This window comes from Paenibacillus sp. FSL H7-0737 (assembly GCF_000758545.1).
Classification (GTDB): domain Bacteria; phylum Bacillota; class Bacilli; order Paenibacillales; family Paenibacillaceae; genus Paenibacillus_AQ.
Genome location: NZ_CP009279.1, coordinates 1,489,193 through 1,510,239, shown reverse-complemented (window position 1 = coordinate 1,510,239; position 21,047 = coordinate 1,489,193). Strand labels below are relative to the sequence as shown.

Annotated in this window: 21 protein-coding genes and 1 tRNA gene; 9 read left to right on the top strand and 13 right to left on the bottom strand. The window is 43.7% G+C overall.

Translation table 11 applies throughout. The annotated features are described in order from the left end of the window. Positions 1–3: 3 nt before the first annotated feature. Complete coding sequence (locus H70737_RS06635) at positions 4–381, bottom strand: PH domain-containing protein (protein ID WP_042185757.1); 378 nt, start codon at positions 379–381, stop codon at positions 4–6. 308 nt (positions 382–689) lie between these two features. On the opposite strand from H70737_RS06635, the gene H70737_RS31635 reads away from it, so the two are divergent. The 3 genes from H70737_RS31635 (at position 690) to H70737_RS06625 (ending at position 3,316) form a co-directional block, all read left to right on the top strand. Beyond that, entirely contained in the window at positions 690–752 is a 63-nt protein-coding gene (locus H70737_RS31635; protein ID WP_379423559.1) for a cytochrome c3 family protein, read from the top strand. Positions 753–851: 99 nt separating this feature from the next. Next, positions 852–2,822 (top strand): ABC-F family ATP-binding cassette domain-containing protein, encoded by a 1,971-nt coding sequence (locus tag H70737_RS06630; protein WP_042185755.1) that lies wholly within the window; start codon positions 852–854, stop codon positions 2,820–2,822. Between the two features lie 26 nt (positions 2,823–2,848). Beyond that, positions 2,849–3,316 (top strand): ASCH domain-containing protein, encoded by a 468-nt coding sequence (locus H70737_RS06625; RefSeq protein WP_042125149.1) that lies wholly within the window; start codon positions 2,849–2,851, stop codon positions 3,314–3,316. A 101-nt stretch (positions 3,317–3,417) separates the two neighbouring features. On the opposite strand, the gene H70737_RS30620 is transcribed toward H70737_RS06625, so the two are convergent. The 4 genes from H70737_RS30620 to H70737_RS06610 form a co-directional block, all read right to left on the bottom strand. After that, positions 3,418–3,570, bottom strand: coding sequence for a hypothetical protein (locus H70737_RS30620; RefSeq protein WP_156113065.1), 153 nt, complete (start codon positions 3,568–3,570; stop codon positions 3,418–3,420). A gap of 168 nt (positions 3,571–3,738) precedes the next feature. Next, positions 3,739–4,356, bottom strand: coding sequence for an NUDIX hydrolase (locus H70737_RS06620; protein WP_042185753.1), 618 nt, complete (start codon positions 4,354–4,356; stop codon positions 3,739–3,741). Between the two features lie 31 nt (positions 4,357–4,387). Beyond that, on the bottom strand, positions 4,388–5,341 hold the full coding sequence (locus H70737_RS06615) for a TRM11 family SAM-dependent methyltransferase (RefSeq protein ID WP_042185751.1): 954 nt from the start codon (positions 5,339–5,341) through the stop codon (positions 4,388–4,390). 42 nt (positions 5,342–5,383) lie between these two features. After that, a complete protein-coding gene (locus H70737_RS06610) occupies positions 5,384–5,779 on the bottom strand; it encodes a winged helix-turn-helix transcriptional regulator (protein ID WP_231573394.1) in 396 nt (131 codons plus the stop codon). Between the two features lie 289 nt (positions 5,780–6,068). On the opposite strand from H70737_RS06610, the gene H70737_RS06605 reads away from it, so the two are divergent. Further along, a complete protein-coding gene (locus tag H70737_RS06605) occupies positions 6,069–7,424 on the top strand; it encodes a dipeptidase (RefSeq protein ID WP_042185749.1) in 1,356 nt (451 codons plus the stop codon). 141 nt (positions 7,425–7,565) lie between these two features. On the opposite strand, the gene H70737_RS06600 is transcribed toward H70737_RS06605, so the two are convergent. The 3 genes from H70737_RS06600 to H70737_RS06590 form a co-directional block, all read right to left on the bottom strand. Next, a tRNA-Gly gene (locus H70737_RS06600) sits at positions 7,566–7,639 on the bottom strand. Between the two features lie 113 nt (positions 7,640–7,752). Next, on the bottom strand, positions 7,753–9,879 hold the full coding sequence (locus H70737_RS06595) for a putative bifunctional diguanylate cyclase/phosphodiesterase (RefSeq protein WP_042185746.1): 2,127 nt from the start codon (positions 9,877–9,879) through the stop codon (positions 7,753–7,755). 330 nt (positions 9,880–10,209) lie between these two features. Continuing rightward, the gene (locus H70737_RS06590; RefSeq protein ID WP_170880320.1) at positions 10,210–11,169 is read right to left on the bottom strand and encodes an aldolase catalytic domain-containing protein; all 960 of its coding nucleotides are present in this window, start codon (positions 11,167–11,169) and stop codon (positions 10,210–10,212) included. A 335-nt stretch (positions 11,170–11,504) separates the two neighbouring features. On the opposite strand from H70737_RS06590, the gene H70737_RS31630 reads away from it, so the two are divergent. The 4 genes from H70737_RS31630 to H70737_RS30970 all read left to right on the top strand — a co-directional run bounded on the left by H70737_RS31630 (position 11,505) and on the right by H70737_RS30970 (position 14,158). Beyond that, the gene (locus H70737_RS31630) at positions 11,505–11,675 is read left to right on the top strand and encodes a FeoA family protein (protein ID WP_231573393.1); all 171 of its coding nucleotides are present in this window, start codon (positions 11,505–11,507) and stop codon (positions 11,673–11,675) included. Next, positions 11,672–13,684, top strand: a complete 2,013-nt coding sequence (feoB, locus tag H70737_RS06585) for a ferrous iron transport protein B (RefSeq protein WP_042185744.1) — start codon at positions 11,672–11,674, stop codon at positions 13,682–13,684. Before H70737_RS31630 ends, feoB begins: the two co-directional genes overlap by 4 nt. Before the next feature lie 44 nt (positions 13,685–13,728). Further along, positions 13,729–13,908 (top strand): FeoB-associated Cys-rich membrane protein, encoded by a 180-nt coding sequence (locus H70737_RS30155; protein WP_076298228.1) that lies wholly within the window; start codon positions 13,729–13,731, stop codon positions 13,906–13,908. A gap of 103 nt (positions 13,909–14,011) precedes the next feature. Beyond that, positions 14,012–14,158: a hypothetical protein gene (locus tag H70737_RS30970; protein ID WP_197071269.1), complete on the top strand. Its 147-nt coding sequence runs from the start codon at positions 14,012–14,014 to the stop codon at positions 14,156–14,158. Positions 14,159–14,264: 106 nt separating this feature from the next. Here H70737_RS30970 and H70737_RS06580 read toward each other — a convergent pair whose 3' ends face one another. From H70737_RS06580 to leuB, 5 genes are all read right to left on the bottom strand, one after another. Continuing rightward, a complete protein-coding gene (locus H70737_RS06580; RefSeq protein ID WP_156113064.1) occupies positions 14,265–15,770 on the bottom strand; it encodes a leucyl aminopeptidase in 1,506 nt (501 codons plus the stop codon). Positions 15,771–15,901: 131 nt separating this feature from the next. Further along, the gene (locus H70737_RS06575; RefSeq protein WP_042185742.1) at positions 15,902–17,008 is read right to left on the bottom strand and encodes an ATP-binding protein; all 1,107 of its coding nucleotides are present in this window, start codon (positions 17,006–17,008) and stop codon (positions 15,902–15,904) included. A 367-nt stretch (positions 17,009–17,375) separates the two neighbouring features. Further along, positions 17,376–17,783: a hypothetical protein gene (locus H70737_RS06570; RefSeq protein WP_042125131.1), complete on the bottom strand. Its 408-nt coding sequence runs from the start codon at positions 17,781–17,783 to the stop codon at positions 17,376–17,378. A gap of 229 nt (positions 17,784–18,012) precedes the next feature. Beyond that, positions 18,013–18,552 (bottom strand): peroxiredoxin, encoded by a 540-nt coding sequence (locus tag H70737_RS06565; RefSeq protein ID WP_042125130.1) that lies wholly within the window; start codon positions 18,550–18,552, stop codon positions 18,013–18,015. Between the two features lie 161 nt (positions 18,553–18,713). Then, on the bottom strand, positions 18,714–19,796 hold the full coding sequence (gene leuB, locus H70737_RS06560) for a 3-isopropylmalate dehydrogenase (RefSeq protein ID WP_042185740.1): 1,083 nt from the start codon (positions 19,794–19,796) through the stop codon (positions 18,714–18,716). Between the two features lie 228 nt (positions 19,797–20,024). Between leuB and H70737_RS06555 the strand changes: the two genes are divergently transcribed. Beyond that, the gene (locus H70737_RS06555; RefSeq protein ID WP_042185738.1) at positions 20,025–21,005 is read left to right on the top strand and encodes an aldo/keto reductase; all 981 of its coding nucleotides are present in this window, start codon (positions 20,025–20,027) and stop codon (positions 21,003–21,005) included. The last annotated feature ends 42 nt before the right edge of the window (positions 21,006–21,047 follow it).

Sequence of the window (21,047 nt, the reverse complement as noted above, 5' to 3'; positions counted from 1 at the left end):
AAACTATTTTAAAATATATTGTGACAATACCGCCTGTACCTCATAAATATTCACGGATTTATTAAAGGTCTTCTTGAGCGGCATAGTGCTGCTAGAAATATAGATACATAGCTCCGCATCCAGATCAAAGTGCCCTGCCGTCTCCACGGAATAATGCGAGATGCTTTTGTATGGGATGGAATGATAGTCCGTCTTTTTCCCCGTCAGTCCCTGTTTATCCACTAGAATCAGTCGTTTGTCTGTAAAAATAAACATATCTCTAATCAGCTTGTAGGCTCGTTCAATTTTCTCTTGAGGGGCAAGGATTTGTGCATATTCCCGCTGTACCTCCGCTAGATTTACTTGTGATGCATTACCCATCAATCCGTCAAAAAGTGCCATATAACTTCCCCTTTTCATCTGTTATTTTTTAGTGGCACATCTCCCCACACATAGAACCATATTATTCATCGATTCATATTCTATGCAGTGTAAAACTTCGCTTTGCCATCTTTTTACTTGCTAAATTTCCGATTATTGTTTACACTGTCATTAAATTTGTTAAGAAAGGGGTGTGGAAGGAATGGATCACAACTGGACCAACAGTGTTATGAGTCGGCTACCTAAAGCGATAGCTGGCATTGCTCATGTAAATGGCGATAACGGGAGAAGTCTGTCCATTTCCATGAATTTAATAACACTACACAATTGTGAAATGCCTTTCCTGCCATCACCCGGACGGATCAGTTAACCGGAGAATGATAAGGCCGTAGGGAAATTTCCCTACGGTCTTTTTTTATGGTTTTTTACAGAATTCCAGTTTCGATTTAGGGTTCTGGCGGTGCAAAGGGCATTCTTAAAGGAGAATATATATGATTATTCAATGCCAAAATGTTCAAAAATACCACGGTGCACAGCTCGTACTAAATAGCATCACCTTCGATATCCGCCAAGGAGAAAAAATCGGTCTAATCGGCCGCAATGGCTGCGGTAAAACTACACTTTTCCACTTACTGAATGGCGAAGAGCGCCCCGATCAAGGGCAAATCTCAATTCGCAAAGGTAGTGTAGTAGGAATGCTGGCTCAAATTCAAGAGGTTAACGAAAAAGAAACCGTATATGAAGTTCTACAGCGTAGCTTTGCTGAACCTTTGCAATGGCAACAACGCCTGCGAGAGCTGGAGCTTGAAATGTCCACCTTCAATACCGGAACGGATGAAATGCTATGGAATCGACTGCTGAAAGAATATGGTAGCCTTCAGGATAAATTTGAGACCGCAGGAGGTTACGAAATTGAATCCTCCATTCAGCGAGTTGCCATTGGTCTAGGAATCGGAACTGGGCAATATAACCGACTCTTCTCCTCTCTTTCTGGCGGCGAGAAAACTAAAGTCGGACTCGCAGAACTCCTGCTGCGTAGACCTGATGTACTTCTACTCGATGAGCCAACCAATCATCTAGACATGAACGCCATCGAGTGGTTAGAGCAGTACTTACAGAGCTATGACGGTACAGTGCTAGCCATTTCCCATGATCGTTACTTCCTCGACGCTGTAGTCAAAAAAGTGATCGAGATTGAGGATGGCGAGGCTTTTACCTTCCATACCAACTACAGCGGCTATCAAATAGAGAAGGAAACACGTCTACTTCAACAATTTGCTGATTATCAAGAACAACAGAAAAAAATAAAGCAAATGCAGGAGAGCATCAAACGCCTCATCGAATTTGGGAATCGGGGAACTCCCCCAAACCCTGCCTTTTACCGGCGTGCAGCTTCCATGCAAAAAGCACTGGATCGTATGGTAAAGGTTAAACGTCCTATTCTAGAGCGCAAATCGATGGATTTGCAGCTACAGCAAAATGATCGCTCCGGGAATCAAGTCGTCATACTGGAGGATATCGGTAAGGCATATGGAGAGCGAAGCCTGTTTACAGACGTAAACGAAGTTCTTCGCTACGGAGAAACTACGGCACTTATCGGTGGTAACGGGGCAGGGAAAAGTACACTTTTAAGAATTATATTAGGTCAGGAGACGCCAGACACCGGAAGCTGCACGCTTGGTTCAAGAACCGTTGTTGGTTATCTCGCGCAAGAGGCTGTCCCTGACAATAACAAACAATCCGTACTCCGCTACTTCCGTGAAGAGGCCGGACTAGAAGAAGGTGAAGCGCGCGGGCAGCTCGCACGTTTCCTATTCTACGGTGCCGATGTATTCAAAGACATCACGAATCTATCCGGAGGGGAATGGACCCGCCTGCGTTTCGCTGTGTTGATGCATCGTAAACCAAACCTGTTAATTCTGGATGAACCAACGAACCATCTAGACATTGACTCCCGGGAAGCGCTAGAGGAAGCATTAGAAGAATTCCCAGGTACAGTGCTGGCCGTTTCACATGACCGCTATTTCATTAATCGTCTGTTCCATAAGCTCTGGTCCATTGAAAGTGGACGATTTGGAGTTTTCAACGGCAACTATGAGTATTACAAGGAGAAGCAAGCTGAACAGGCGTTAGCAGCACCAGTCTCTATTCCTGATCAGCCTAAGCCTTTCTCTTCAGATGGAACCACTGCACGCTCCGGTAAGCCTCAATCTAACCGTTCCGTGAATGTTAATGTCACTACGGCTAACTCGTCCAGTTCCCGCAAGAAGAGTATCCACTTTGATTGGGAAAAGGCTATTGCCGAAGTTGAGGATCAGCTTGGGGAAATCGATGCCAAAATGCTAGATCCACTGATCAGTAGCAATGCGGCAGAGCTCGCCGAGCTACAGAAAGAACGCGATGTAGTGCAAGAGCAACTAGATGAGCTCTATGCGGGCTGGATGGAAACTGCGGGACACTAACGATTATTAAATGAGGAGATACGGATATGAGCAACGAAACGAAGATTAAGCTTTTTTGGGAAGAATACACCCAGCTTCATCCACAAGCAGCGGATAACTACGAGGCTTGGGCCTTTGGCGACAGTCCTCAAATGGCCGATGAACTGCTAGATCTGGTGATCCGCAGGATTAAGACAGGAACCGCTTCGAACTATGAAATTTATGCAGTCTGTGACGAGACCTTACCAGAAATTGGACGACATAGTATCCTGCTGGACGGCCGTGGTAATCCGCAAGCAGTGATCGTTACGACAGATGTGCAAATTACTCCTTTTGATGAGGTAGGTGCTGACTTTGCCTATAGCGAAGGCGAGGATGACAGAACATTAGAGTCGTGGCGCCATGAGCATGAGAAGTTCTTCTCCAGAGAATCCTTAGCGTTCTTGAAGAAGCCTTTTGATCCAAAGATGAAGGTAGTTTGCGAGAACTTTAGACTGGTATATTCGAAATCTTGAGAAACACAGGAAACTAAAAAGGCGGCCTCTTCAGTTATGAAGAGACCGCCTTTGATGTATACTATACAACTAATAGAGTTAGATAATTATTAAAATACGGCTCAGCGCCAAAACCCCAGAATCCAGCCAATCACAGAGATCCATAACGGAATGCTGATTAAGATACCCCAAACCAGCCCAGTGGCAATATTGCCCTCTGCAGGACGCACCACATTTTCCTGTTTCAATGGAATGCTCAACTCTTCTTGTTCCATGCGATCCCCTCCTAAAATTCTTATCGTCACAGTAGAGGAAAAAATGTAGACCGCTCGACCTAAAAGCTTAGAATATCAACATTGTAAGTGCTTACATAATAGTTATTACCCATCATTTACATCATTAAAAACATCACTTTACGGAAGTCATACATAATATGCAAATTCTTAGTCCAATATTACTACTTTTTCTGGATTTCGTAAATATTCAAACATCGTTTCAATCTGCTCACTTGTATTCCTCTCTAATGAGAGCTCAGGCAGTTCATCTTCAGCAAAAAAGGATACTTCACTCGTCTCCACCCCTTGCAGCGCCTCGCCGCCTACAATTCTGCACAAAATAAAAAACTTATACACGTGATACGGCTCCGGAGGATGGTTATGAAATTTCTTATCTAAAACAGCCAGCAAGCGAATTGCTTCTGTCTCAAATCCTGATTCTTCTTGAATTTCCTTAACAACGACTTCACTCGGTGACAGACCGATATCTCCCCAGCCCCCGGGAAGCGCCCACTTTCCATCCAATTTCTCGCGGACAAGCAGGATTCTGTCATCCTGAAAAACAACCCCACGGATATCCACTTTCGGCGTAGAATAGCCACCCTCACTAGCAAAGGAGAGTCTTATTCTCTCCTTGCTTTCGAACGTATAATTAGCGAGGATATCTACACTTAGCTCCCGCAAAGCTTGATACCGTTCTATATCATAGACATCTTTAGCGTAAGTTAGTCCAGTCTGTGCGATGGCCTGTATTTCTTTAGCCCAGGTTAACCATTTCTGCTCCATTGCTGCACCCCTTTAAATAACCTCATTAGGATTACTGGCAAAGCATTAAATGACGGGAGAACAAACCTTTTTTAGCTTCACAGCGGTCTATAATCGTAAATCCAGCCTCCGTGATCATCTCATCCATCGGTTCAATCGCAACGATAACTACCCGATCTGCAATCCGGCGCGCATTCACTAGAATCGCAAACTGTTCCTCAGGTGTAATACTAGAATATAGATTATAAGGCATATCTACAATAGCTACATCGTAATGTTCTGTGATGTCAGCAATATCTCCAAGCGTAACCTCACTTGTGAATCCAAAATGGGCAATATTCGTTCTGGCACCGATCGCGATTTGAGGGTTAATGTCACGTCCAACCATATTGATCCTCATCGAGAGGGCTTCTACCATTACTGTTCCGATGCCACAGCAAGGATCGATAGCTCGTACACCTTCCGGATTCGGAACGGCTATATTGACCGCAGCTCGGGCTACACGTGTGCTAAGCGCGATAGAGTAGCTACGCGGCTTCTTCATTTGACGGAACCAGGTGGCCTTGTTCTTATGATAAGATCCAAAGTACCAGCGACCGCCCAGCGTAACAATGCCGTATACCAGCTCTGGATGGTTAACATCCGCTTCTCCTTCAATCCGCAGCCCAATTTCTCGCTCGATCACTCTTCGCTCATCATATTCTATTTTGTCCGCAGGGGACAGATCATTGGTCTTCACAAAAATAACCTTAAATGTCTTACCGCCAAGCTCCACCTGCTCCGTTTGATCATAAATCTCAGGCAAGCTATCTCCTTCGTACATAACATCAATTCGTTCTTTAATGAAGGGACTGCGGCTGACATCCACCTCTACCTCACTCTCAAAGATTGAAGAAGGTACTTCCTCTCCAAAAAGACAACGAAGCTCCATCTGACATAGTGATAACTCGTCCTCTGAACAGGTGTAAGTATATAAAAATGTGTTTTTTTCACTTTTCTTTTGCAAAATAATCCATCCTCTATCCCAGTAAATTGTACACCTAGCTTGCTAATCCAACATTTCGTGCTGACAATCATACCCTATACGCGCTTTGGCGATTTCAGCGTTGTTTCTATTGACCCATTCCACTAGGGAAGTTAAAGGATCCAGTAAGGACTCTCCTAAACTTGTCAGACCATATTCAACAGTCAAAGGTACCGTAGGCGTAGCTTTACGCCAAACTATACCATCTCGTTCTAAATGACGCAGGGTCTGGGTCAGCATCCGTTGTGATATACCACCAGAACGCCGCTGCAGTTCTTTAAACCGCAATGCTTCTGCACCCAAATTAACAATGATGAGCACACTCCATTTGTCCCCAACCCTGTCGAGAATTTGGCGGGTGATGGAGCAATCCTCCAGCGTCGGCATTAGCCGAATGGGTTCGTCCATTGAATGTTCCAAAGTGGTTACCTCCATAGGAACTCAAGCATGTAATAGTGCCTTCTTGTCCTTAAGTTTAATCAGCTTATCATGGTTACTGTTAGTAATCAACAACCGGAAAGGAACTATTAATTACGAAAAAAAGCTCCGGTCACGAGGATCAGATAAGACGTCTTTCTAATCGCTTTTGATCCATAGTGAGTTCTCCAGTATAATGATTCCTATAGAATGCTAAACAAGACGGTCACGCATGGCGATTAAGCTCATAGCCGGTTTTGCGCAGCAAAACTTAAGGAGGTACATACACACTATGTCATATGAAACGTATTTTTCAACACACCGGGATGAACATCTCGAGGAACTAAAACAATGGCTCAAGATTCCAAGTATTTCTGCCTTGTCTGAGCATAAGGACGATGTACTAGCTGCAGCCCATTGGCTGACAGAAACACTAAAGAAAGCCGGACTTGAGAACATTGAACTTCATCCGACAGCGGGACATCCCGTCATATATGCTGACTATCTTCATGCTCCGGGTAAGCCAACCATTCTTGTATACGGCCACTACGATGTGCAGCCAGTAGATCCGCTAAACCTGTGGACTACACCTCCGTTTGAACCAGAAATCCGTGACGGCAAGCTGTATGCACGTGGAGCAACGGATGACAAAGGACAAGTATTCATTCACCTCAAAGCGATTGAAGCAATCCTGAAACAAGAAGGTACTCTTCCTGTTAACATCAAGCTCTGCATCGAAGGTGAAGAAGAAATCGGCAGTGCAAATCTCCCTCCATTCCTGGAAGCTAACAAAGAGAAGCTGGCTGCGGATGCGGTGCTAGTCTCCGATACTTCCTTGCTGGAACGCGGTCGCCCTGCAATTTGCACAGGACTACGTGGCCTAGGATCACTTGAAGTGAGCGTAACTACAGCTCTTACAGACCTGCACTCCGGTTCTTACGGTGGTGGCGTTCCGAATGCACTGCACGCTCTTGTGTCCCTGCTCAGCTCCCTTCATGACGACAAAGGTCGTGTTTCTGTAGAAGGCTTCTATGATGGTGTACCTGAACTTTCTCCAATGCTACGTGAGGAATTCGTGAAGCAAGGCGTGAATGAAGATAAGATTCGTGAAGGACTTGGACTTGATGCGTTATACGGCGAAGAAGGTTATTCTTTTGTAGAACGTATTGGTGCTCGCCCTACACTTGAACTTAACGGTGTGTATGGCGGCTTCCAAGGCGAAGGAAGCAAGACTGTTATTCCAAAAGAAGCACATGCCAAGATTACTTGCCGTCTCGTTGGCGATCAGGATCCACAGCATGTTCTTGATGCCGTTGAAGCGCATCTGAAGGCTAATATTCAAACCGGAGCGAAAGTACATGTGACGCAAATGGAGAAGGCACGTGCCTTTAACATCGATCCATCGAACCCTATTCTGCAAACTGCAGCAGACGCTTACGGCAAAGTATACGGAACCCGTGCCCTCTTCACCAAAGACGGTGGCTCCATTCCGATCATGGAAAGCTTCTCCCGTGTACTTGAAGCACCAGTGGTCCTGATGGGCTTTGGCCTTGATGATGAGAACCTGCACGCACCGGATGAGCATTTCAACCTGGAGAACTTTGATAAGGGACTGCTCACCATTGTTGAGTTCTTGAAGACTGTTTAAGAGAATCAGGTAGTATAACAAAGCCAGACTCCTCTTCATTGAGGAGCCTGGCTTTTTGATATCTAAGAATAGTTCATAACAAAACCATCAACCAAAACATAAAAAAATCCTTGCATCGCAAGGATTTGGAAGTTTAAATTATGGAGCGGGTGATGGGAATCGAACCCACGCTATCAGCTTGGAAGGCTGAAGTTCTACCATTGAACTACACCCGCATTGGAAAGTGAGTACAAGAGATATTGTATCACTCCCATAAATAAAAATCAACATTTTTTTATGCGAAATATAAGACATAGAGTATGGTGTGAAACTTATACTTTCTTATATTTTACAAGGAAGCGCCGAGGGGAGCCTTTTTCAAAAATGAGGTCTCAAATTCAGCTGCTTGAATAGGTTTACTGAACAAAAACCCTTGAGCTTCATGGCAATGCTGCTCACGCAAAAACTGCAGCTGCTCTTTGTTCTCCACCCCTTCTGCGGTAACCTTAAGCTTCAAATGATGCGCCATAGAAGTAATCGTGGAGACTATTGCCGCATTATTACTGTCCTCCATAACCTCGGAGACAAACGATCTGTCAATCTTTAGCCTGTCGATCGGCATATCCTTCAAATAGTGCAATGAGCTATAACCTGTACCAAAATCATCGATGCTAATGAACACACCTAGCTCTTTCAAGCGCTTCAGCTGATCAAAAGCCGTTTCTTTATCCAAGGTCATACTCTCTGTAATTTCAAGATCAACATAACATGGATCCAAACCAATATCGGTCAGAATGGTATGAATTTTACCAGCCAGGTTCGGCTGAAGGAATTGACGCATAGATAAGTTGATAGAGACGCATATCGGCTGGTAGCCTGCTAGCTGCCACTGTTTATTTTGCTGGCACGCCATCTTCAGTACCCATTCCCCAATTGGAACAATTAGCCCGCTATCCTCAGCTAATGGAATAAACTCATTAGGTGAGACAATACCACGCTTAGGATGATTCCAGCGCAATAAAGCTTCCATACCTACAATCTCTTCTGTCTCCAGCTGCACCTTTGGCTGATATAAGAGATAGAACTCATCACGCTCAAGCGCTCTTCGAAGGTCATTTTCCAGCTTCAGGCGTTCCTTTGCCTTCATCTGCATGGCTGGGATATAACGACGAATCTCCACGCCCTGCTCCTTCGCATTATGAACAGCAGTATCCGCATTTTGAATGAGATGTTCAGCAGTTTCCCCGTCACCAGGATAAATACTCATCCCCAAGCTGAGTGAGATATGGTACTCGCCAGATTCTATATTAACGGGTGCTTCAAATAATCTGAGCAACTCTGTAGCTCGTGCCAAGCATTCTCCAAGACTTGCTCTTTCTGTCATTAGAAAAGCAAACTCATCCGCTCCCATGCTATACAGCTCTTCACCGGATCTAGCCTCATTACTGAGACGCTCAGACACCAATTTCAATAAAAGGTCTCCGGCATAATGACCCAGAGAGTCATTTATATTCTTAAAATGATTAATATTCATAATGGCCAAAGCCGAGAATTGATCATTTGTGTTCGTCTCTCCAGCATCAATCATTTCTTCTACACGCTGTGTCAGCCGACGTCTATTAGGAAGTCCTGTTAAATCATCATGATACGCCAAATAATTGATCCGTTCTTCGGCCAACTGTTTCTCGTAAAATGGCTCTTCAATTGTCAGGCGATACACGCCGGTAAGCAACTGGTAATAAGCAATTCCGCTACATAACATCCCAAAGAGATCATCAATATTTCCGCCGCTTATGGGAGTCATAAAAAAAGCCTGGCCTAGCGAGAAAAAGATAAGTGCCCGAATAATAACAAGCAGCGAGGCTGACTTTTCATTATTCCCAGGAAATACGATGACAGCCACACCTGCTAAATAAACAAAAAGTACTGCCAGATCAACGAATTGTTTAAGTGTACTCATCCAAGGCTTAGTAAATAACTCAGGCACTGCTGAGTGGATAAATACAAATAATGCGATGAAGAGCACGATCAACATGAAGGCGATTCTGAATACATTTCTTTTTTCGGTAACGGTCACTGGTTTATCTTCTCTACTAAAAATAAACAATATACCCAGACCGCTGGATAGTCGTGAAAAGGTAAGCAGCCACCTTGATTCCTCAGGGGTTATAAACGATGAAATCAATGGAAATGCTACAAAGCCGAGTGTATGCAAGAAATCAATAATACATATTCCACCAAAAAGAGCTGCGACATATAATCTTCCTTTAGATAATCTGCTAGAGAAGAACAACCAGCCCTGTGCAAATATCGCAAATCCAAAAGCAACAGTACAACAGCCGACAATGAGATAGAGTGCAGAAATAATATCCCAATTGTCCAATCGGTTTAACGATGTATGGAAAATTTGAATGAATAGGAACAGTAAGGCTCCTACAATAGCCGCTTGAATTGTCTTTTTCTCTTCTTGTCTCATAGATCCCTCGCGTCTGAAAATGATGTCGATTATTAAGCAACTATGTATAGTCTTGTCCTATGTATAAATATCGGCTAGATCGGTCTTTAAAGTTACATTTCTTTTGTGAGGTCGTATTTTTATAGCGATTATTCATAAATCTTGCATAAATATAAACCATTTTCTTCTAGCAGGCAAGCAAAAATACCTTCAGCCTTCTTATTAGAACGGTAAGTATTTCAGCGAAAAATATTAGAATCATTTATCAGAGAAACTTATAGATATTTTATTTTTATTCAAAAAAAAAGCACTTCCCCCTACGAACGGGTTCAGTGCTTCTGAACAACAGGTTTATTTATCTCCGAAGTTAACCTCAGGTGTTGTAAGCTTATCATAGAAATCAACCGCTTTATCCTTATCCGCCGATGCGCGAAGCGCCATTGCTGAACGTGGATGCTCATCAAGCGTTCCAGTGATCATGTAAGGAATGATATAGCCCCACTCTTCTTTTTCACGTAAAGGAATCATCAGGCGTTCAATGATATCAATTACAGGGCGCAATGTGTAGCGTGTATTCTTCAAATGGGTCACTAGCAGCTCTGTAGGACAATTCCCCGCAGCACGTCCCATTCCATAACAGGAAGCGTCCAGCAGCTCTACACCTTTCTCAGCAGCAATCAACGTATTGGAGAACGCGAGTTGAAGATTATTGTGGGTATGTACGCCCAGGCGTTTGTTTGGCAAATGAGTTTTGAACTTCTCAACTAAGTAATTGATATCGTTGTGATCTAGACTACCGTATGAATCCACAATGTATACCACATCAACTACACTCTCACGAATCATTTCGAAAGCTTCTAATAATTCATTCTCCATTACATTCGACAAAGCCATAATATTGATCGTTGTCTCATAGCCTAGATCATGGAAGGTTTGTACCAGCTGTAAGGCTTTCTCCACATCTTTGCTATAACAAGCTACCCGAATCAGATCCAGCATACTTTCGCTGCGAGGTAAAATATCATTCTCATCCACACGACCGATATCAACCAAAGCGGAAAGCTTCGTATGTCCCTTTTGCGGGATAACTTTACGTAAGAAGTCATCGTTCAGAAAACGCCATGGTCCAGCACCTTCTGCTCCTTTGAGCAGTTTAGGGGAGTTTTTATAACCGATTTCCATATAGTCAACACCAGCCTCATTCAAGCCGGCATACAAATTTTGCACAAATTCCACGCTGAAATCCCAGTTGTTAACGAGCCCCCCATCGCGAATGGTGCAGTCAACAATTTTACATTGATTAGTCTTCATAATTATCTCCCTTCAATTCCTGCAATCATCGTATGTGCTATTGCAATCATTATAACCTCTAGCATAGCTTTACTATGCAATTTATATCGTTCAATCATACTTTAATGAAGAATAAATTGTAAAGGTATTTCGCCTTTAGCACTTTAAAGTAATTACCACAGTAGGTCAGGGACAAATGTCACAGTATACAAACACTTAAAAATGCTACATTACAAGAAAACAGTTGAGATTGATTCTCAATCTCTTTTGGAGGGATTACAATAGCTACTTCTACCTGCTGTTCCTTACTGCAATTACAACCTGGCACTGCTGGAAATATTCATAAAATAGAAGGAATGAACCCCGTTCTACGCCGTCGTCTTGCTGATCTCGGAGTGTCAGAGGGTGTGAACATCCGTCTTAAAGGAAAGGGACCTTTTTGGGGACCGATTACGCTAGAATGTAACGGCCAGCTGTTCGCCATACGCCGCAAAGAAGCTTCTCTGATTGAGGTGAACGTATCTTGAGTTCTATAGCTCTTGTGGGCAATCCCAATACAGGTAAGACCTCTCTCTTCAATACATTAACGACTTCATACGAATATGTAGGGAACTGGTCAGGCGTTACGGTTGAGAAAAAGATCGGAAATCTGAAGAACGGGGCAGGCAAGCTCATTGATTTGCCCGGGATCTATTCTCTGCACCCACTCTCCCGTGATGAAGGGGTCGCAGCCCAATATCTGATAGAAGAATCCCCTGAAGCATTAATCAATATCGTGGATGCATCCCAGCTGGAACGTAATCTGCTGCTCACGCTTCAACTACTTGAGTATGGCAAGCCTACTGTACTCGGTCTTAATATGATTGATGTCGCTAATGCGCGTGGTATTCATATTAATCAAACCATTTTACAATCAAGATTGGGTGTCACCGTCCTCCCACTTATAGCAAGAACCGGTAAAGGCAGCGTACAGATGCTCAGCATCCTCGAGGAATCGTCAGCTATTCCTGCTGTAAAGTTCAAGCTGAATTATGGTGAGGTCGTCGAGCGAGCGATATCTTCTATAGAAAAGGAATTACGTTCTATAAAAGATCTGCCCAATCACCGTTGGGTCGCTCTACAGCTATTGGAGCAGAATCCGGTTATACTTCAGTTTCTGAAGTCGCGTATAGATGTTACGGGACTGCTAAATATCTGTGAGTCTTGTCAGAGTGAGCTACAAATCAAAAAACTCGCCCTGACACTCCCGCAATGGATTCGCTCGAACCGTATGGAGTATATTCGCAATATTTGTGTCGAAGTCCTTGATACGACAGCTCAGAAGCCCCATAACTTAACCGAAAGATTAGATTCGGTATTGACTCATCGATTTTGGGGACTGCCCTTATTTATTTTCTTTATGTATGCTCTCTTTAAGACAACATTTGACTGGGTTGGCGGCCCCCTATCGGATATCGTAGATGGCCTGATATCCGGCCCTATTAGTGATGGAACGAACTCACTGCTTCAGACCATTGGAGCTTCAGGCTTCACGCATGCATTGATTGTGGATGGCATCATCGGCGGTGTAGGAGGCGTACTGGTCTTTGTTCCGCAAATCTTTATTCTCTTTCTGATCATTTCCTTCCTAGAGGATTCCGGATACATGGCAAGGGTCTGCTTGTTGATGGACAGCACCATGGAACGAATGGGACTGAACGGAAAAGCATTCATTCCATTTATCATTGGTTTTGGTTGCAATGTACCGGCCATTATGGCGGCGCGAAGCATCGAACAGCCCAAAGATCGCATGCTGACAACACTGTTAATGCCGCTGATGTCTTGTTCTGCAAGATTACCTGTTTATGCATTATTCGCAGTTGTATTCTTCCCTGAGCAACAAGCGTTTGCCGTTCTCTCTATGTATGTTATGGGGATTGTGTTTGCCCTAATTCTTTGTAAGGTATTCTCTAAATACTTATTCAAGAATGAATCCTCCGTCTTCATCATCGAACTTCCTCCTTACCGTATGCCGCAGATCAAAACCTTATCGCGCAGCACTTGGGAGAAGGGCAAAGGGTTCCTTCGTAAAGCGGGAACGATTATTCTAGCTGGATCAGCCATTATTTGGTTCATGTCTTATGCTGGTCCTGGCGGATTTGATGTAGAAATGGATCATAGCTATCTAGCTAAATTCGGAGGCATGATTGCACCACTACTGGAACCGCTTGGTTTCGGAACGTGGCAGGCCGGCTCTACCTTGGTCCCAGGATTTTTAGCGAAAGAGGTTGTAGTGTCTACGATGAATATCATCTATCACGCACCAGATACCGCTGGATTAGAGAATCAAATTTCACAAGTCTTTACACCGCTGAGTGCAATCAGCTTTATGGCCTTTATCCTGTTATATATTCCTTGTCTGGCCACTGTAGGGGTTATCAAAAAAGAAACAGCCTCTTGGAAATGGACTTTCTTCTCTATTGGCTATTCTCTTGCTCTGGCATATATCGTATCTTTTGTTATTTTCCAAGGTGGGCGATTATTAGGCTGGTCGTAGAACTTGTAATTCGTTGATTCTCTTAATGAAAGTGGGGCACCGTAATGGTAAATGTTCTAATCGTCACTCTGATCTTCGGTTATTCAGGCTGGATCATCTATCGACATGTGCAAAAGGGCAAGCAAGGCGCTTGCGCTGGCTGTGATAAGGGCAAGACCTGTTCTGCAGCGTCTTTAGATTCTCCCCTCTCCTGCTGCTCAACACCTGTTAATAAGAAGAAGTAGGCTTGCCTAACCGTTATATGAAAGGGTTCATAGTTTAGCTTGCATTGCTTTCGGGTATGTTTGTTATAAGCAACTACAGACCATACCTAAGGAGGTAATCACTATGAACACAAAAAAAACATTTTTCACAACTGCCGCATTGGGCGTAGCCTATTTACTGAAGAATAAGGGAACTCGCGATAAAATAATGAACAGTATTCAATCCTTTACTTCTCAATCAAAGGCTAAAAAATCCAGTGGCAATAATTAATCTTCAGCATTCTTACAAAAGCAAAGAAACCTCGCCTTAGGGAATGGTCGGTCTTCCATCCATTGTCCTAGGGCGAGGTTTCTTTTTGTTGATTATGAAGAGCTAATCATTCGCTTTCGCTGAGCAACCACTGAACCAATGTGCGAACCATGACTCCTGTACCGCCTCTAGGATTAACTCCACGTTCTTTAGAAAGAAATGCGGTTCCAGCAATATCTAGGTGTATCCATGGCAGACCTTCCGCAAACTCACCTACAAATAACCCAGCGGTAGTGGCTCCCCCGAACCTACCTGCGGTGTTACGGATATCGGCCACTTCGCTCTTTAGCATTTCGCGGAATTCCGGGTAAGCCGGAAGCTGCCATATTTTTTCACCCGAAACATTAGCTGCTGTCAGAAACTGCTCCATAAATTCCTCGTTGTTAGTAACAGCACCTGTAGCTATATCTCCTAATGTCGACAACACTGCACCTGTCAGCGTAGCGACATCAATAACACGTTTTGCTCCCCATTCCCGGGCATAGGTCAGCGCATCCCCAAGTACAAGTCTCCCTTCTGCATCGGTATTCAATATTTCTATGGTTCTTCCGCTCATTGATGTAATGATATCCCCGGGTTTAAAGGCATTAGCAGATGGCATATTCTCAGCGGATGGAATGACCATTACGACATTAATTCGTGGACGTAATCGGCCTAATGCCTCCATGACTCCAAGCACAGCCGCTGCGCCTCCCATATCACTGATTAACTCTTCCATGCCTGGGGCTCTTTTTAAGGAAATCCCCCCCGTATCAAAAGTAATCCCTTTACCGACCAGCCCCACTACATTATCCCAGTGCCCCGTTCCCTGGTAACGGATGACGATCATTCGCGGAGGGTTTACACTTCCTTTTCCGACTGCGAGCAATCCGCCCATTCCTTTTTGCTCAATTTCCCGTTCATCCAGCACTTCGGAAGGAAATCCATAACGCTCAGCAACTTCTATAGCGGCCATAGCTAGGTCAGATGGAGTCAGCAGATTGCCGGGCATATTCGTCAAGTTCCGTGCCATATTCGTAGCCTCACCAAAAGCCAGCCCTCTCTGCATGCCCAGATTCCAGTCACGCTCGAAAGTATCCGCTGGCTTCTTCTCGATAATAAAAATAACCGATTTTGGACCTGTATATTGAGATTCCTCCTGCTTATAGGTGGGACGACGATAGGAACCAAGTGACAACCCCTCAGACAACGTATAGGCAATAGATACGATATCCTTATCTTCTGTTAGCTCCTGAACACCTTCAGGCAACTGAAACACTAGCTGTATTGCCTTCAATCGAAGTGCTGCACGTGCTATCTGAACCGCCATTTGACGTAGGTCTTCAGTACTAAGTAATTGATCCCCTTTTCCAACTAAAATAGCTACAGGACAACCAGATGGATAATCTAATGGCAGTACATAAGTCTGATTCAGCTTCCCACTAAAGAGACCTGACCTTCCTAATAATCGAATTCTGTCATTCCACCTCTCTGAGAGGCCGCCATGTTGGGCTTCCGACTCAGAGATGATAAGAATAAGGGCATCACCCTGTATTTCATTAATGGCACTGCCACTATTAAATTCTATATTCATTGTGTCTACCTCCATTTGTCTCCCAAAACCAACCCCCATTGTAACATAAGCAAGGCTGATCTCTGCATCTGTATTATCCGCAGGGATCAGCCTCTTAAACACTTTATATTCTAATCGAATGTACTAATGGATTAATGAATTAATGGCAATGAGATTACAAAATGAGTACCTTCATTAACTCTACTACTGACAGAAATGCATCCGCCATGATTTTTGATGATTCTGTCACTCACGGAAAGCCCTAGCCCTGTCCCATTCTCCTTAGTTGTAAAAAATGGACTAAATAACCTGTCCAGTGTACGGATATCCATTCCCTTTCCGTTATCAGAGATGAACATACGGACCTCAGAACCCTCTCTGTGGGCTCCAACCTCTATTATACCCATTAGACCATCTGCTCTATCCGTAACGGCCTCCATAGCGTTTCTAATCAGGTTAAGGACTACCTGTTTCATTTGTTTTACATCTCCAGAAATCATCATATCTCCCTCCTGAAAAGGATGTAGATTGATCTGGCAACCTTTCATCAGGGCTTCGCTCTCTGTAAGCAGCACTACTTCCTTGAGTAAAGCTGACACAGGAATCATCCCCACTTGAGGAACTGACGGCTTGGAGGAAGTAAGGAATTCATGAATGATATCGTTCGCACGATCGATCTCCGCCAAGATTATCTTGCCGTATTCCTGCTTCCCAAGCTGCTGTAGATGCGGGTGAAGCAATTGAATAAATCCACGAATTGCAGTTAATGGATTCCGGATTTCATGTGCAATAGATGCAGATAATTTACCTAGCATAGCCAAACTATCGTTCTGGTAAGCCGTTTGCTCAATCAACTTATAATCGGAGATTTCTTTAACTGTAAACAAATAACAACCCTTCATTTGCTCTCCACAGCATAATGTAACCTTCCAGTAACGGCCATACTCGTCTAAAAATTCATAATTTGATTTTCCTTTGTATACCATCTCTCTATAGCTTTGCAGTACTTGCTTTTTCTTAAAGCGGCTTAGTCTAACGTTAGATAATAAGTGTGATATTGTACAGCCGACAAGGGAGTGACGGGTTAATTCTAGCATCCCGTACATTTGCTTATTTACAAAACTTATAACTCCCTCTTCATCAAAAAGCATGATTCCGCTGTCAATATTCTCTAGTACATCCTCGTATGTAGTATCCACAGGCCCTGACTGATAGGTTCTTCCCGGTAATAGAAGACTTTCTTGATATTGGCTAATCACGATACGAAGTTCCCCCTTTTACTGCATTTGACGAAGACGCTAAAGCGACATCAAATTACTATGTATTTGAGTATATGACGAAGCCGCCAGAACATTCGGTAATCGTTGCACTTTTTCCAACCGGTTCAATTATATTCCAATCATATCCAAGTGAAGTAGACAACGCAATCAGAGAAACTGTCGAATGATAAAAAAATTCATAAAATGATTCCAAAGACATATAAAATATCACATCAAATTATATTTATCACTATTAGTTCGTTCAAATGATTTAAACTCTTTTAAAAGAAAATAGAAAAAGCTAAAGGCCCTCGCGGTTGCGAAGGCCTTGATAAAGAAATGGGTCAGACCCAAATTGTAAATAATCTTACGCTTTCTGTTGCAGACGAAGGCGTCTTTGACTCATCACAGCTAATCTTTTCTTCAATTCCCGTTCCCACTTCGTATCCTCAATCTGTTTGGCTACAGCAAGCAGGTCAAGCGCCATATCGATCTGACTCCGCACAATAGCTAGAGGCTCTTCACTCTCGATGTTAATGACGTTCTCGAATATTGCAGTTTCGTCTTCCATGACATAGTCCTGAAAATCCACATCAGTAACACCGTCTCCATGTGCGTATTCCGCCAAGATCTCATACTCGTTTTCGACCTTATAGTGAACCTCTACACGATGACATACCGGACAAAAAAGCAGGGGAACATTATGGACTTGCGTGCGATAATGTTTAAGGGTTCCCTTTGTTCCTACCATACTCGCTCCACAGCAAAAGCTCATATTTGTTCACCCTCCTTAGAATAACTAACCCATCTGAGTTTTTATTATTGTATTACATTACCCCAATGGAGATTCCTCCACTCGAGGACATAATATAACTTTTCACGCCTATTTTCAAATCCATTTTTTATTTAAGCCTTTTTTGGTGCAAAAAACCTCCTTACAGAAAAAACTTCTGCAAGGAGGTCGAAATCAGAATATCAAAGATCAGATAATAGCAGAACAACATTTAAAGGTTTCTGTCACCTGGTTTCCAGTTCATTGGGCATAAGCCACCAGATTGCAGGGCTTGCAGGACACGAAGTGTTTCTTCTACGCTGCGACCTACATCATTGTGATTAACGACCTGATATTTCAATTCACCTTCAGGATCAATGATGAACAATCCACGCAATGCAATTCCTTCTTCTTCAATCAGAATGCCGTAGTCTTTAGCAACTTGTTTAGTAATATCAGCAGCAAGCGGGAAATTCAAACGGCCAAGACCATTCGAATCCTTAGGTGTATTGATCCATGCTTTGTGGCTGTGGATCGAATCAACACTTGCGCCGAGAATTTCTGTATCAAGCGCTTCGAACTGCGCAGCCGCTTCACTGAGAGCTGTGATTTCAGTCGGACATACAAAAGTGAAGTCCAGAGGATAAAAGAAGAATACCAGCCATTTGCCACGATAGTCGGACAGACTTACTTTACCAAAATCCTTACCATCACCTGATACGGTTTGCATAGTAAAATCTGGAGCTGGTCTACCTACTAAACGTTCAGCCATTGCCAAAATCCTCCTTTGATTATGTAAGAAACCAACCATTTCTTGTCGTGATATGCTGGAATAATTTACATCTTGTCTACATATCAAATGGTATCATCGTACAAAATCAAAGTCAATCTTAGACAAATTCCCCTATAATCGTAATTAGAAATTAGATTATATTATGCTTTGCGGATAGCTGCAACAATCAGGTCGCCCATTTCAGATGTACTGATCGCTTTGCTCTTATCTACGGCGATATCACTTGTACGGTGTCCTGCATCCAATACTTCAGCTACTGCAGCCTCTATCGCAGCAGCCGCATCCTCATAACCAAAGGTTAAACGGTACATTAGTGCTAAGGACAGGATTGTTGCAATCGGGTTCGCAAGTCCTTGTCCGGCAATATCAGGTGCGGAGCCGTGAACGGGCTCGTAGAGACCGTAGTTACCATCGCCCATCGAAGCGGAAGCAAGCATACCAATAGAGCCTGTCAACATCGCAGCCTCGTCGCTCAGAATGTCACCAAACATGTTCTCGGTAACGATAACATCAAAGCTAGCTGGACGACGCAGCAGCTGCATTGCGCAGTTATCAACGAGTACATGCTCAACCTCTACCTCAGGATATTCTGGAGCAATCTTATTTACGACCTCACGCCATAACCGTGAAGTTTCAAGTACATTCGCTTTATCAACACTTGCAAGCTTATTGCGACGCTTGCCAGCAATCTCAAAAGCCTGACGTACAATTCGTTCCACTTCCATTACGTTATATACACAGGTATCCACTGCTTCTTCACCATGTTCACCTTGACGACGCAGTTTATCTCCGAAATAAATCCCACCAGTCAGCTCACGAACGACCATAAGATCGGTACCTTCCAGCACTTCTGGCTTCAATGTCGAAGCGTCCTTAAGGCAATCGAATACGACTGCTGGACGTAAGTTTGAGAACAATCCAAGTGCTTTGCGAATGCCAAGCAATCCGGTTTCAGGACGAAGCTCCTTAGAATTGTTATCCCACTTCGGTCCGCCTACAGCGCCCAGTAATACGGCGTCAGCACTGCGACAGATTTCCAGTGTATCTTCCGGCAGCGGTGTACCTCTTTCGTCTATTGCAATGCCTCCAAAAAGAGCGTGCTCCGTTTTAAAAGCATAACCAAATACTTCTTCCGTTGCTTTCAATACTTTTTCTGCTTCAGCTACTACTTCAGGTCCAATACCGTCCCCTGCGATTACGGCGATTTTTTTAACCTCACTCATCTCAGTCACTCCTCAAGTGGTCTGCTCTAACAGACATAGTTCTTCTTTATATTGTTGTATCATACCCAGTCGTAAAGGACAAAGATATAGATTCTATTGAGTTGATAGGCATAGCCTATAATTCAATGAGATAAGACAACTTATCCAAATTGCCGCTTCATATTTGCTCTTATTTCTGAAGATGTTTACAATTAAGTTGAAATCATCTACCTAAGGAGTGAATGCGAAGTGCAATATGCTAAGCTTGGCAAATCCGGTATGAAGGTCAGTCGGCTATGTCTCGGAACAATGAACTTTGGCCCACAAACAGATGAACAAGAAGCCTTCCGTATTATGGACGCTGCACTCGACGCAGGTGTTAATTTTTTTGATACCGCTAACATTTATGGTTGGGGTGAGAATTCCGGTTTAACAGAAACGATTATTGGTCGTTGGTTTAAGCAAGGTGGTGGGCGACGTGAAAAGGTCGTGTTAGCTACCAAGGTATACGGTGCAATGAGCGATAAGCTCGATGGCCCTAATGATGAGGGTGGACTATCATCTTATATTATACGCCGCCATCTAGAGGGGTCTCTGCAGCGTCTCCAGACCGATCATATTGAATTGTACCAGATGCATCATGTTGACCGTAGTGTCTCTTGGGACGAGCTGTGGGGGGCTTTCGAGCTTGCTGTAAACCAAGGAAAGATTGGTTATGTCGGCTCCAGTAACTTTGCGGGATGGGATATCGCTGTAGCCCAACAAGAAGCGAAGGCACGTGGCTTTTTAGGTTTGATTTCTGAGCAGCATAAATACAGCCTCACCTGTCGCCTTCCTGAACTTGAAGTATTACCCTCCTCTCTCCATCATGGACTAGGCGTTATTCCTTGGAGCCCACTGGATGGAGGTCTTCTTGGACGCAATGCACTTAAGAAAATAGAAGGCAGCCGCAGTGGAGGAAATACTGAGCGCGTAGAGCAATACAAAGATCAGCTTGAGGCTTTTGCAAGCTTATGTATGGAGCTCGGGGAACCACAAGATAATGTAGCACTAGCATGGTTATTAGCCAATCCTGCTGTAACCGCACCAATTATTGGACCACGCACACTAGAGCAATTCGAGAGTGCACTGCGCAGTCTTGAGATTGTGCTAGATGAATCTGTCCTTAAACGTTTAGATGAGATCTTCCCAGGACCGGGCGGAGAAGCTCCTAAAGCTTACGCTTGGTAGGTTTCTTATAATTTGAAAAAGGGCGCTAAGGCTTCAGCAGAA

Excerpts from the sequence above, each read along its gene's own strand:
- H70737_RS06635 (WP_042185757.1), bottom strand. The coding sequence starts at position 381 with ATGGCACTTTTTGACGGATTGATGGGTAATGCATCACAAGTAAATCTA.
- H70737_RS06630 (WP_042185755.1), top strand. The coding sequence starts at position 852 with ATGATTATTCAATGCCAAAATGTTCAAAAATACCACGGTGCACAGCTC.
- H70737_RS06625 (WP_042125149.1), top strand. The coding sequence starts at position 2,849 with ATGAGCAACGAAACGAAGATTAAGCTTTTTTGGGAAGAATACACCCAG.
- H70737_RS30620 (WP_156113065.1), bottom strand. The coding sequence starts at position 3,570 with ATGGAACAAGAAGAGTTGAGCATTCCATTGAAACAGGAAAATGTGGTG.
- H70737_RS06620 (WP_042185753.1), bottom strand. The coding sequence starts at position 4,356 with ATGGAGCAGAAATGGTTAACCTGGGCTAAAGAAATACAGGCCATCGCA.
- H70737_RS06605 (WP_042185749.1), top strand. The coding sequence starts at position 6,069 with ATGTCATATGAAACGTATTTTTCAACACACCGGGATGAACATCTCGAG.
- H70737_RS06595 (WP_042185746.1), bottom strand. The coding sequence starts at position 9,879 with ATGAGACAAGAAGAGAAAAAGACAATTCAAGCGGCTATTGTAGGAGCC.
- H70737_RS06590 (WP_170880320.1), bottom strand. The coding sequence starts at position 11,169 with ATGAAGACTAATCAATGTAAAATTGTTGACTGCACCATTCGCGATGGG.
- H70737_RS31630 (WP_231573393.1), top strand. The coding sequence starts at position 11,505 with ATGAACCCCGTTCTACGCCGTCGTCTTGCTGATCTCGGAGTGTCAGAG.
- H70737_RS30155 (WP_076298228.1), top strand. The coding sequence starts at position 13,729 with ATGGTAAATGTTCTAATCGTCACTCTGATCTTCGGTTATTCAGGCTGG.
- H70737_RS30970 (WP_197071269.1), top strand. The coding sequence starts at position 14,012 with ATGAACACAAAAAAAACATTTTTCACAACTGCCGCATTGGGCGTAGCC.
- H70737_RS06580 (WP_156113064.1), bottom strand. The coding sequence starts at position 15,770 with ATGAATATAGAATTTAATAGTGGCAGTGCCATTAATGAAATACAGGGT.
- H70737_RS06570 (WP_042125131.1), bottom strand. The coding sequence starts at position 17,783 with ATGAGCTTTTGCTGTGGAGCGAGTATGGTAGGAACAAAGGGAACCCTT.
- H70737_RS06565 (WP_042125130.1), bottom strand. The coding sequence starts at position 18,552 with ATGGCTGAACGTTTAGTAGGTAGACCAGCTCCAGATTTTACTATGCAA.
- leuB (WP_042185740.1), bottom strand. The coding sequence starts at position 19,796 with ATGAGTGAGGTTAAAAAAATCGCCGTAATCGCAGGGGACGGTATTGGA.